The sequence below is a fragment of the Bartonella sp. B35(2025) genome (genome assembly GCF_053794465.1).
The window spans coordinates 1,117,837-1,129,897 of sequence record NZ_CP200035.1; the positions used below are offsets into that span (position 1 = coordinate 1,117,837).

The window sequence follows — 12,061 nt, forward strand, 5'->3', positions numbered from 1 at the left end:
ATGCTTTTGCACTGAACGACCTCATAAAAATGAACCCTGCAACATTTTGATTGCTGTTATGAAATACAAGAATATCAAATGTTTTACGCCATACATGCGCAGTGATTGCACTCAGTACAAAAACAAAAAACATTGCTATCTTAAAGAAATGTATTGCATTAAAATCGGCCACGACCTCGACCTTTCACCGCATTGAATGCAGCACCAGAAAGTTTTGAAGCTGCATTTTTTGTCGCACCTCCACCAGCTTTAACACCACTAGAAAGCATCGTGAAAATCTGTCCTCCTGAAGATGTTGCAGCATTAAAATATGGCCCACCATTAGCAAGCGCAGAGGCAATACCGGGAAGTGTGCGAAAGAGAATAGCTCCTACTACTGAGACGACAACAACAGGTGGGAAAAGGTAATAAATAGAATCGTATGAATCACCGAGAACATGTAAAATAATTTTACACATAATCGTCCCAAGCATCATTACAAGAACTTGCAAAATGGTAAAATTAGCTAGCGTCGCAATCCATGCATCAGTGAATTTTCTGGTTACTTCAAACAAATATAAACTAATGAAAACAGGCCCCAACCCTATAATCATCACCAGTGCAACTTGTGCAAACATTTGGACAATAAAACCAGCTGTACAAAAAATAATAATGGCAAAAACCATTATACCACCAAGTAAGCCAACCATGATTTTTTCAAGAAACCAGGCAGCAGCTAAAGCTTTTTGATAACAAGAACTTGTCTTTAATAAAATATAATCAAAAACATTAGCACCGGTAGGATTGCTATTCAGCGCATTACCGATAGCATTCGCTAAATCACCAAAGAAAATATCTTTGACATAAATATTAAATGTATCTGCATTCGTTGCCATTGTCGTCACAACAACGATTTTAACAACATTATTAAGAAGACTATGCATCGAAAGAGTAACACGACCAGTCATAACATTATAACCGTATAGGAATATAAAGATGATTGCCGTAAGGTTTAAAGGTGCTGCAATAGCAGAAGACAAACCACTAATCGTTTTGTTCATCACATTGTCTAGTGGTTGTAAAATATATCCAGAAATACTTTCAAATGGTGAAAATTTAAAGTCTGACATCAGTTTTCCTAAGCTGTTCTTGTAATTTTTCTTCAATGTCTTGATGCTTTTTCTGCTCTTCTTCTTCACGGATTTCTTCTTTTGTTTTAGTGTCTTTTGCTTTTATCATAGCAAAGGACTGAAGTTTTAAAGCATCCGCTTGAAGATTTGCTTGAAGAACAGCTAATTTTACTTGTAAGGTTTGTAATTCCTCTGGTTTCGCTTTTTCCAATTGCTTGCTTATTTCCTCAATCTGTTTTGCATTTTTATTTGCAGATGCCAAAATAGATTCAGCTGTTTCTGATTTTACAGCTTCTAATTTTTGTGTGCTTTCTAATACGCTTTTATAATACTCATCAGCAGTCAGATCAGTTTGTGACATCGCATTAGAAATGAAAGACAACAATAAAAGTGTAGCTAGTGGATATTTTTTCATTGATTTTCTCTCCTCTGATGAAATATGGGCAACCACTTGTCAGGGTCTGTTCCATATTCACTCATAATTTGATTCATGAGTTCGATATTTTTGGTTGTGCCGCTTAAAACGGCAATCTCATCGTTCATTCCACGTAGATTAAGTTCTGCAACAACAGAGTTTTGTCCCTGTTTTACGAGGAACCGGCGAGATTCTCTGCTCAATTCTGACTGAATCAATTCAAATTCACGCTCAGTCAGTTTAAGATCTTCAACATAATCTTTGTAATTTGCTTTTTGATTTGGAAAAAATATTTGAGTAGGACATTGCTCAATAATCGTATGCGCAATTGTTGAATTCAGAGCATCTTTGGGGCTTTGTGTAGCAAAAAGCATCATACCATTTTGTTTACGGATCGTTTTAAGACGATCTTGCGCAAAAGCTTTGAATGAATCATCTTCAAGTGCTTTCCAAAATTCATCAATGACGATAATAATACGACGACCATCAATAAGATCGAGAATACGGTTAAACAAATACATCATCAAAGGACGCCGAACTTCTTCATTATTTAAGAAATCGGTCATGTCATAACCAATAAATTGTGCATCTAAACTAAGGTCATCCTGATCATTGTCAAAAACCCAACCTAAAGCATTGCCTTTAATCCAGCGCTGTAAACGTATAGCAATTCCTTCTTGTGATGTATTATCAAAAAATAACTGCAGAGCGCCAAGAGAGCGTTGTGCATATGGTAGACTTGCCAAGGAATCGATAGCTTTGGCAATATCTTGTCGCTCTTGTTCTGTCACCATTTGGCCTTCAGCCGTGACAAGTTTTAAAATCCAATCACGAAGAAAAACTTTATTTTTTTCCGTGTATTCCATACCTTTTAATGGTGCGATACCTGTGGGTTTACCATTTTTTAAAGGCTTATATTTTCCACCTCCAGCACGCACAAAAATCTCTGCTCCTTGATCTTTATCAAAAAACACTATCATTGGATTATGCTTTTGTACTTGGGCGAGAAGGAAATTAACAATAACAGTTTTACCAGATCCTGATGGACCACAAACAAAAGTATTACCAAGATCACCATAATGAAAATTAAAATAATAAGGTGAACCAGCTTGTGTTTGCAGTAATGCTACAGCAGATCCCCAAATATTGCCTTCAAGCTTACCAATGGGAAATGAATGAAATGGTGATAAAGCAGCAAAATTTCTGCTCGTAATAGCTCCAGATCGTGCACGATAGCTAAAATTTCCAGGCAGTTGTGCCCACCATGCTGCTTCCAATCCTAGATCTTCTCTTGCTATAACCGCTCCACCATTGGTTAAATAGGAGCGCGCTTTTGACAAGTATTCAGTCAATAATTTCGGACGATCAGCAAAAACCGCCAAAGAAAGATGATGTTCACCCAAAACAAAACGGTTTGACTCTAAATCATCAAGCGCATCATCAAGCGCATCAATTTGTGAGCTAGCACGATCCGCTGCATTAATCATTTGATTTTGTTTGCGGCTCATAATGGCACCTGCTGCCATTTTACTCTTAAAGACAAAGGATTGTGTTAAGATAAATTCAAACGGTGCTGTAAGCAAACCATCCATCATCCCAGGACGAGTTTTAGATGGATATTCTTTCCATCCAAACATACCAACAAAGCGTTCATTACTTTCATGGCGAATTTCGATAATCTCTTTTCCAAAAATGACACGGTCTGAATAAATTGTTGAAGCGATAGTACCAAATGTGAGTGGAACACGCTCACATCTTCCCCCTACCAGTTGATGTAAAAATTCACTTTGTTCAGAAAACAAAACACCATCGTGCTCATAGATCGACAAAAGACGTACTTCATAACTCTCCAAACCTTGTATAAGATCTTGGCCTAACTCTTCGATTTTCTGAATAGCCTCAGCATCTGGCTCAGATTGTGTTTTCTTAGCTTTTGTTAATCGTTGAAAAAACGAAGAAAGTTGTTCAGTTTTATCCGACGCCGGATTCCATAGTGCTGAAATGAAAAGATCATTTCTATACAGCTCTTGTGAAATCATTTTCTTTTTATATTTTGCATCTAATGTTGCTGCAAAAGATGAAAAAAACCGGCTCTCTGGATAGAGCATTTCACGCCGTCGAATGATGTGAGAATATAAAGCAACACGCTCATCCGCAATATTCTTTAATAAAGTATTTAATTGATTGTGTAAGGAATTTAATTGATCAATATCTGCAGTGTCAAAATTTACACCTTCAACGGCAATCACAATCATCAAGCAGCGTGAATTCAATGCAATAACGTGTTTATTGACGTGGCGTGTATAGGGAATATATTCTTCCGGCAAAGATTCCCGTTTCATAATTGACATCTGTCTCATCTGCTCAGCTCCTTATAAGTGCGAATGAGGCGTAATGGAGATGTCGACCCCCCCCCCCATCTTGTAAGGTTCTTTTGTTTTCCTCGAGTATTGAGCCAAGCAAATAACACACGAAATTGGTTGTGATCGTGTTTTGTTATTTCACGTAAGATAAAGTGCAAACCAACGCCAAGACCAATCATTGTAAAATCGCTGGTCAGAATAAAGAGAATAGACGTCGCCATAGCGTTAAGTGCCATCGCTTCCATTGTGACACCGGCAAACATTGCTGGTCGCGTACAAGCAAGAAAAAGGGTATCTTCGTTCATTTATGAAGACCCCATTAATTTCGTAACGAGACTGGACGCACCAAAAACAATACCAATACCGAGGGTACAATAAGCTGCTTTGCGTAAATCAATAAAGCCGGACATCCAACCAATACCTACGGCAGCAACACATATAGTCGCAATGAGCCTTGCCGTCGTACCTGTTATCATATCAACAATATTCTTTAAAACACTGTCAACATTCCCCAACCCACTACCAGCGGGAGCCGCAAAAGCAGGACTTAATGCAATGAGCACTGTTAAAAGCAGTACCATAACGATAAAATTGGTATTTTTGAATGTATTATCTATCATTTTACCTCTCTTCAAAAAGAATATTCCATCTATATTATGTTGACATCTTCCTGGCTTATAAAGGCTGAAAATCTCTACCATCTCAGACACACACAGCCCAAGCCTTCTCGATTATCCCTGTTCCATTAAAAGCGTTGACAGTTAATCTTGTAACTCTGTTCAAAACTTTTCCTCAGGAGACAGAAGATTCCAGTTGTGTCATTTTTATAAGGCAAAGTTGTGTCATCTTATAAAACAATTTTAAGTTGTATATTTTTATCAAAATGACAATATCTAAAATGCAAAAAATAATATTTTATCTTTACAAAATGTGGTTAATATGCAACACATCCTGTTTAAAATATTTTTTTAAATGCAAGGAGGTTGTTATAAATAATTTAAAGGATCATAAAAACAATGAATTTTTTGAGTGAATGGGCTAGGAAAATACGATTTAAATTGATTATTTTTGTTTACATCGTGGGTTCTGCATTGTGGGGAATAAATCAGTATAAAGACAAAATAGATTTAAGTATTTTAAAGGTATTTAACATACAAGATATTCAAGATATTATTGATACACATTTGGAGCACGAAAAGCAGGTTAAACCTATCACCGAAATGCCAACCGCTCCCCCCACACAGAAATTAGCAAAAAACAAACCAACTCTAAATCTACAAAATCCAGCTCTAAATCTGCAAAATCGTGCTTTACTTAATAATACAGCTATTTTTAAAGGATCAGCATCTATTACCAGTGGCGTCACATTTAAATTAATAACCCCCGTTGCAGAATCTTGGCGTACACACATTACCCGCAATATTCACTTATATGGCGTAGATACATGTGCACCACGTCAAAAAGCAAAATTAAATAATCAAGAATGGCCATGTGGTGCAGTTACAACAGCTTGGTTGGTCACTAAAACACTTGGTCAGGACTTATCATGTAAACAAGCTATTATACAAAATGGTGTTTACTATGCACAATGTTTTGTTCAAGGAATTGATTTAGCTGAAGCAGGCCTTGCAGAGGGTATGTTATTGCTATCAAAAGACAATAAAAATCCTATTCCAACACAGTATCTTAGTGCTGAAGAGACAGCACGAAACAATAAGATTGGTCTTTGGTCAAGTGATTTTACCGAACCTTTACAGTGGCGACGAGATAATGGATCTTATAACCCTTTTGAAAATTTATAACCAACTTCTCTGGCCGCTTACTTAATATTTATATCAAAAACATCAAAAATAAAATTGAAGTAAGTCGAAAAAATTTTTACCGCTCCTTTTTCATATAAAAAGATCAATTGTGTATTCACTTCCAAAATATCTACAAACTCGCGGTTAAATTATATGATTTTTCTTACATGCTGCATTATAATAAAAACATAATTCTTGCAGCAAAAGCTTTTTCATATTTTACAATTGAAAAAGATATATTCTATTAATGTATGTTAAAAATGAACATACATATAGCGCGCGCAAATTCTTACCTTATTTGTAATTATGATGAAAATGCAAAATAAAGTACCAATTTTTCACATCAAGAAAAGAAAAAGTATCCAGACAAATTCAAATAACCAGCGCAATTTTCATTCATGATAACAAGACTTATGAAAAGCATAAAAACGTAGCTAAAACATTATTGCCTTTAAATAATTGTGTATTACCTCAAATTAAATCAGATACATAAGCGACAATAATTCTAACCACTCCCAAACAATGTATTGAGATGATCACTTTAAATTTATAAAGGATTAAGTAGGTTTTATAGATTTTTTTATCACAAATGATGAGAATATCACCCTTGTTCTTAAGCACAAACACGATCTACAGAAAAGCAAAACCCTGCTGTAATTTATCTCTGTGTTAAACTAATATTTTCTAATTTTTTATATCAATCAAAATTATAAATACCAAATTTCTTGATATCAACCTTACCTTTAGCATAAGAAAAGGCTTCGTGAGAACCTCATAATATACATAATCTTAGCTTATTTGCTTTATTCATTATTTTCTTCTCGATACTCATTTAAGAATGCAGTTAAGATCTTCTTCAACTCATTCCTTTCTGCTTTTGTTAAATTTTTTACTTACAATAACGCCGCTTTCACTTACAATAATGCCGTTAAAATATGGATTTTTTACTTACAATTCAAAATTTTCCCTAAGCTTTGGCAAATACCCTCTACCCTCGCACTGATATTTCTGAAAACCTAGAAGTACTGAACCCAAATCAGCCCCTCTTTATTTCAACATTATGGTACTTAAACATAATAAAAATTCCTAGAAATTCAATTATCCGCAAAATAAATTAATTTTTTCGTTTGAGTTTTTAAGCTTTCAATTCCTATTAATCGCTACATATACAATCAAAATTATAGGACAATTAATAAAGGATTTAAGAAGATTACCAATAAAAGTTAAAGCAATTTTCTTTAAAATTACAGTTTTATTAAAGCAATCCTTATGAAAAGAGGTACCGTAAAATTTAAAGTTGCAAAATGCACACTTACATAAAAATTATCAATACTTTGATTGCTTCTTGAAGAAAAAACATCCCCCAAAATGTAACTAATCAAACCAATTAAGATACCAGTGTAAAATAAAACAAACACGATATTGCACCGATTAGGAGAATAATCATAAAATTTAAACGCTCAAGAAAAAAGGAGACATCTCCCGCTTTAAAATTAAATCTCCTTTAAAACTGAATCTAATGTGGAAAATTATCATATGTTTTTTCTATAAGCTCTACTACATTTTTCTTGAAGTTAGCGCATTTATCAATTTTTTTTCTTATTAGATTCGATACAAGTTAGAAATTGTGCTAATCAATAAAAACTTATTATCGCATATCATTTTTTACATTTTTCCGTATTTCTGTGAAAGTAATTCACGCACCTCGTCTGCTATTTTTGTTCCACGACTTGCGCAGCTCGTCTTAATTAAGCGATGTAAACTTTCTGGAACATCAATCGTGAGACGCTTCATACATTCCATGTTTCCTTTACGGCTTCCTACCCATGCGTCAATTGATTTATTGGTTGGCTTTGTGCCAATCTTAATTTTTTTATTCATCTTGCTAACTCCTTGATTTCAGCTACAACAGCTTCAATCTCTGCTGCTGCAGGTCCTTGCTTATCAACTTCATAAACTGCCTTTCCCTGAGCTGCAGCTTCCGCAAAAATCACACGCTGTGCAATGCTAGCAGAAAGAACATGCACCGAATACACAGTGAGAGCTTCACCTACATCACGCCCTATCGCTGTTTTGACTATTTTACGATTAATAACAAAAGCAGATTGCAAATTTTCTTTATATACACGTGCTTCGTCAATAAGCTTTACAATTCCATCAGCTGCCCAAATATCATACGGACTGGGCTGCACTGGAATAAGCACTAAGTCAGAAGCCATAATAGCACTACGAGCAAGTTCAGTCACACGTGGAGGACCATCAATCACAATATGATCATAGCTATGGCTAATCTGCACAATCTCTTTGTGAACTGTTGCACGCGGCAAACCAACAACTGAAAACAAAGGATCACCTTCACGAGCAGCAGCCCAATCCAATGCACTACCTTGTGGATCTGCATCAATAAGCAATACACGTGCTCCCGTACGCGCAAAACTGGCAGCAAGATTCACACTCAACGTGGTTTTTCCTACACCACCTTTTTGATTCAAGAGACCAATTATCATTAATTACGCCTTTCAGATTTATCGTTTTTACGATTATACAGAAAATAATAAAACATACAATCATCTTAAAGGCTCAAAATAATTAACTCTTCTATTTCATATATTTCATAGTAAAAATTGTAGTCTAGTCTATACCACACAAAAACTTTATCAAGCACTTGAAGCATACTCACCCTCCACCTTGTCTTCCACACTAAATGATATAATCAATTAAAAAGAAGAAAAGCCATTATATCTCCTTTAAACACAATACTATCACTAAATCTGTAAATTTAAGCCGGTGATTATGACCCCTTTTAAAACTTATCTGATGAAAAACCTCCTGATACACCATCACCAAAGAAATTTGAAACAACCCTTCAAAATCAAATAATCTTCCTCGTTTCAACATCTCCATCAGCAAAAGTGACTCTTCTATCAAAATTCCCCACTAAGTATAATCACATCATATATCGGGTGATACTAACATAGTCAGGTGAAAAGAACCTGCCCTAAGACAGAATAATAAATATCGCCTTGTCTATAGTATATGCCTACACAAAATAACTCATTTTTTTCCAGCTTAACTATTTTTCTCGACAGAAAAAAAGCATTTCTGTTAAGATATCATCTGAAAAACCTCACCTTCATAATATTCTTTTAGCCTATTAAATAAAAAAACTTTATCAGAAATGTTTTTTATTAAGGATACACAAAGATGAATTCGCAACAAATTGAATCTGGTATTTTCATTAGTGCTCAAATCAGTGTCGAAGACATTGAAACATTGGCAAAAGCGGACTTTAAAACAATTATCTGCAATCGCCCTGATCAAGAAGATCCTCATCAATCTAGTTTCTCCATCATTAAAGCAGCAGCTCACAAATATGGAATAAAAGCTTATTACATCCCACTTGTACCTCCTACTATAGAAAAATCAGATATTGAAATGATGCGAAAAATTTTAAAAACAGCATCCCTCCCTCTCCTCGCCTATTGCCACCACGGGATCCGCTCAATGCATCTTTATCGTTTAGCTTGTCTTTAATCACTTGCCTTAACTAATCGGAAAGAAACAAGTAGTAAATTTTTGAACTACAACAAAATTGTAGGATTTCATAGCGCTATACAAAAAGCAAAGGAAAAGACAATGATTAAATCAAGTCTTCAAAAATTTAATTTCTCTACTCATCAACAAAAAAACCATATATTGCACAATATCTTAGAATATATTTTGATAATTATTGTTAGTTTAAGTGCTATTTTTGCTACTCTCACATCCTTTTTGGAACATATGAAGACGTATTTTTAAAAGTAAGCAGCTCATCCAGTTGCGACAATGGTTGTATGGACATCAAAATTTCTCTTGCTGCTTTTTCATCATATTGCATTTGTATAATCAAAGACTCGAGTCCATCAAATTTTTCTTGCCCTCGCAAAAATTGTAAAAAAGAAACAGTACAGCTTTCTCCATAAAGATCTCCATCAAAATCAAATAAATAGGTTTCCAGAAGTGGTGCTCCTTCCTTAACAATCGTTGGACGACAACCAAAACTTGCAACTCCATCATACAAAATACCGTTAGAACGGCGCAATCGTACCGCATAAACACCATGTGCCAAACTGGTTTGAGGAGGTAACATTTGGTTAGCAGTAGGAAAACCCAAAAGACGTCCAAGTTTTTCACCCTGAATAATATTTGAACGTATCCGATAATGGTACCCTAATAAATGTGCTGCTTTTTCCACATGTCCTTGTGAAAGAAGTTGACGAATAAAACTAGAGGAAATCGTATATTGTTGTGAATCTTGCAAATTATACAAACAAGAAATCTGAATAACTTCAAACCCACATTCTTTTCCTCTTTTAGAGAGAAGATGTACATTCCCACTTTTCTGATGACCAAATTGAAAATTTTCACCCGTTACTACAACTGAAACATCAAATACTTGTTTCAAAACAATATTGATAAATTCATCTGCTGAAAGAGCTGCAAAATGTGCATCAAAAGGCTGTTCAACCACACCATTGAAACCAAGAATTTTAAAAATTTCAGCCTTTTCAGCAGCTTCTGTCAAGCGATCAACAGGAGCTGAATGTTGAAAAAAACTTCTTGGATGTGGTTCAAATGTTAAAACAACAGCTGGCTTATTTCTGATCCGTGCTACATCAAGTGCTTTTTGGAGCACCGCTTGATGACCACAATGAACACCATCAAAATTCCCAAGTGCCAGCACTGCTTCACGCCAAGCCAAAGGAAGTGTATTCCCCCTGCCCTGAAGACGCAAAAAATCAGACATTACTGAAGAGCCCACATTATTGCTTGTGGCTTATAGCCATAACGTTCCAGAAAAGCGTGTAAAGCTTTTTTATCTATCTCACCGTTTTGCATATAGTCATAGCGATGAATACCACCCATAATATAAATTACATCAAGACCAAAATGAACTGCACCTTTGACATCTGTCAAGAGGCCATCACCAACAGCCAAAACCTGACTTTTTTCTACTGTTCCACGAATTTTCTGAAGCTTTTCAAAAGCACATTCATAAATAGGTGCATAGGGTTTTCCAGCAATACGTACCTCACCTCCTAATTGCTGATAAAGACGCGCTAATGCACCAGCACACCAAAATTCCTGATTTCCATAATGTACAATAATATCAGGATTAGCACAAATAAAAGGTAAATTTCGTGCCCGTATACGATGAAACATGTCCTCATAAGCGTGCGGTGTTTCATCAAAATCTTCAAGAAAACCACTACAAACCACCACAGATGCTTCCCATTCTTCAACAAGTTCACAATCTAACCCTTCAAACAAGACCAAATCACGTTGCTGACCAATAAAAAAAACTTTACGCGGTGCAATACGAATAAGATCGCGTGTCACATCACCTGAAGTAACAATTGCATCATAATAATCACTATGAACATTCATATTTTGTAATTGGGCAATTACCTCTTCCCGCGGACGAGGTGAATTAGTTAGAAAAATGACATTTTTTCCCATCTGTCGAATTTTATGCAACACCTGCAACGCAGGTTCAAATACATTCACACCATCGTGTACAACACCCCAAACATCACAAAAAACCGCGTCATAATGAGCTATAATAGTATCAATATGGGTAAGTTCATTCATGTTGCACCTAATTTATAAATTAACCATTTATTAAACTATCTTTTACTGCAAAATTACTTATAAAAAGACAACTCTTCTGTCATCTGCTTTCTCAACACAGTATTTTTTATTATTATATTGAACCTACACAGATCAGATCTTATCATTTAATAATTGAGTCTATGAGTTAATTCTCTACTTTTTTAAAGATAATTTATCCAAAGCAACAAAACTTTGAACAGAGACTTTCTCTCCACAAGCTGACATAACCTAAATCCCACAACTTATTAAATTTTTACTAGAAGATTTTTTTATTGACCACATTTTTGATCAAGATACACACTCTATAAGTTACGTAATGAAATAGTTTGCGGGAAATATCCTGCAAAAAATACATACTTAAGCTTTCTTACTCACTTATAATACATCTTTATAGTATTTATAATATATCTAAAAAATATACGCGACAAAGTCTTAAAATATCTACCAAACATATGTACTGTTGAAAAAATATTTTCAACGTAAAAAAAATACCACAATAATTTGTTTTATTTTTACCAATATGCCAATGATTTTGCCTTCTAAAGAGGACAAAATATTATATGGATCCAATTATGTAACCCTATAAAATTGATATATTATATTGATTTTAAAATATAAATCTCAATAATGGAGATTAAATGAAACTTCTTTCATCCTGTAATGTTATACTGATTCAAATATTTTTATCATAAATCAGCAAAAACTATTAAGTAATAGGTT

At 34.8% G+C, this 12,061-nt stretch carries 11 protein-coding genes; 2 read left to right on the forward strand and 9 right to left on the reverse strand.

The window, feature by feature from the left end; genetic code table 11:
* Positions 1–158: 158 nt before the first annotated feature.
* From V4P56_RS04610 to V4P56_RS04630, 5 genes are read right to left on the reverse strand one after another with little or no spacing between them, the layout of a single operon-like run.
* Entirely contained in the window at positions 159–1,109 is a 951-nt protein-coding gene (locus V4P56_RS04610) for a type IV secretion system protein (protein ID WP_455481751.1), read from the reverse strand.
* Positions 1,096–1,524: a type IV secretion system protein VirB5 gene (locus V4P56_RS04615; RefSeq protein ID WP_455481752.1), complete on the reverse strand. Its 429-nt coding sequence runs from the start codon at positions 1,522–1,524 to the stop codon at positions 1,096–1,098. Before V4P56_RS04615 ends, V4P56_RS04610 begins: the two co-directional genes overlap by 14 nt.
* Positions 1,521–3,875: a VirB4 family type IV secretion/conjugal transfer ATPase gene (locus V4P56_RS04620; RefSeq protein ID WP_455482664.1), complete on the reverse strand. Its 2,355-nt coding sequence runs from the start codon at positions 3,873–3,875 to the stop codon at positions 1,521–1,523. The genes V4P56_RS04615 and V4P56_RS04620 overlap by 4 nt, the downstream gene beginning before the upstream one ends.
* Positions 3,876–3,880: 5 nt before the next feature.
* Complete coding sequence (locus V4P56_RS04625) at positions 3,881–4,192, reverse strand: type IV secretion system protein VirB3 (RefSeq protein ID WP_455481753.1); 312 nt, start codon at positions 4,190–4,192, stop codon at positions 3,881–3,883.
* On the reverse strand, positions 4,193–4,507 hold the full coding sequence (locus tag V4P56_RS04630; protein WP_455481754.1) for a TrbC/VirB2 family protein: 315 nt from the start codon (positions 4,505–4,507) through the stop codon (positions 4,193–4,195).
* A 396-nt stretch (positions 4,508–4,903) separates the two neighbouring features.
* Between V4P56_RS04630 and V4P56_RS04635 the strand changes: the two genes are divergently transcribed.
* A complete protein-coding gene (locus tag V4P56_RS04635; RefSeq protein ID WP_455481755.1) occupies positions 4,904–5,689 on the forward strand; it encodes a hypothetical protein in 786 nt (261 codons plus the stop codon).
* A 1,665-nt stretch (positions 5,690–7,354) separates the two neighbouring features.
* On the opposite strand, the gene V4P56_RS04640 is transcribed toward V4P56_RS04635, so the two are convergent.
* Together V4P56_RS04640 and parA are read right to left on the reverse strand one after the other, a co-directional pair.
* Positions 7,355–7,570 carry a hypothetical protein gene (locus V4P56_RS04640; RefSeq protein ID WP_455481756.1) on the reverse strand — a complete coding sequence of 72 codons (216 nt, stop codon included), beginning with the start codon at positions 7,568–7,570 and terminating at the stop codon, positions 7,355–7,357.
* Positions 7,567–8,196: a ParA family partition ATPase gene (gene parA / locus V4P56_RS04645; protein WP_455481757.1), complete on the reverse strand. Its 630-nt coding sequence runs from the start codon at positions 8,194–8,196 to the stop codon at positions 7,567–7,569. The genes V4P56_RS04640 and parA overlap by 4 nt, the downstream gene beginning before the upstream one ends.
* 697 nt (positions 8,197–8,893) lie before the next feature.
* Here parA and V4P56_RS04650 point away from each other — a divergent pair.
* On the forward strand, positions 8,894–9,223 hold the full coding sequence (locus V4P56_RS04650; protein ID WP_455481758.1) for a TIGR01244 family sulfur transferase: 330 nt from the start codon (positions 8,894–8,896) through the stop codon (positions 9,221–9,223).
* Between the two features lie 226 nt (positions 9,224–9,449).
* On the opposite strand, the gene V4P56_RS04655 is transcribed toward V4P56_RS04650, so the two are convergent.
* Together V4P56_RS04655 and V4P56_RS04660 are read right to left on the reverse strand one after the other, a co-directional pair.
* On the reverse strand, positions 9,450–10,475 hold the full coding sequence (locus V4P56_RS04655) for a bifunctional riboflavin kinase/FAD synthetase (protein WP_455481759.1): 1,026 nt from the start codon (positions 10,473–10,475) through the stop codon (positions 9,450–9,452).
* The gene (locus V4P56_RS04660; protein ID WP_455481760.1) at positions 10,475–11,320 is read right to left on the reverse strand and encodes a TIGR01459 family HAD-type hydrolase; all 846 of its coding nucleotides are present in this window, start codon (positions 11,318–11,320) and stop codon (positions 10,475–10,477) included. The genes V4P56_RS04655 and V4P56_RS04660 overlap by 1 nt, the downstream gene beginning before the upstream one ends.
* Positions 11,321–12,061: the final 741 nt, after the last annotated feature.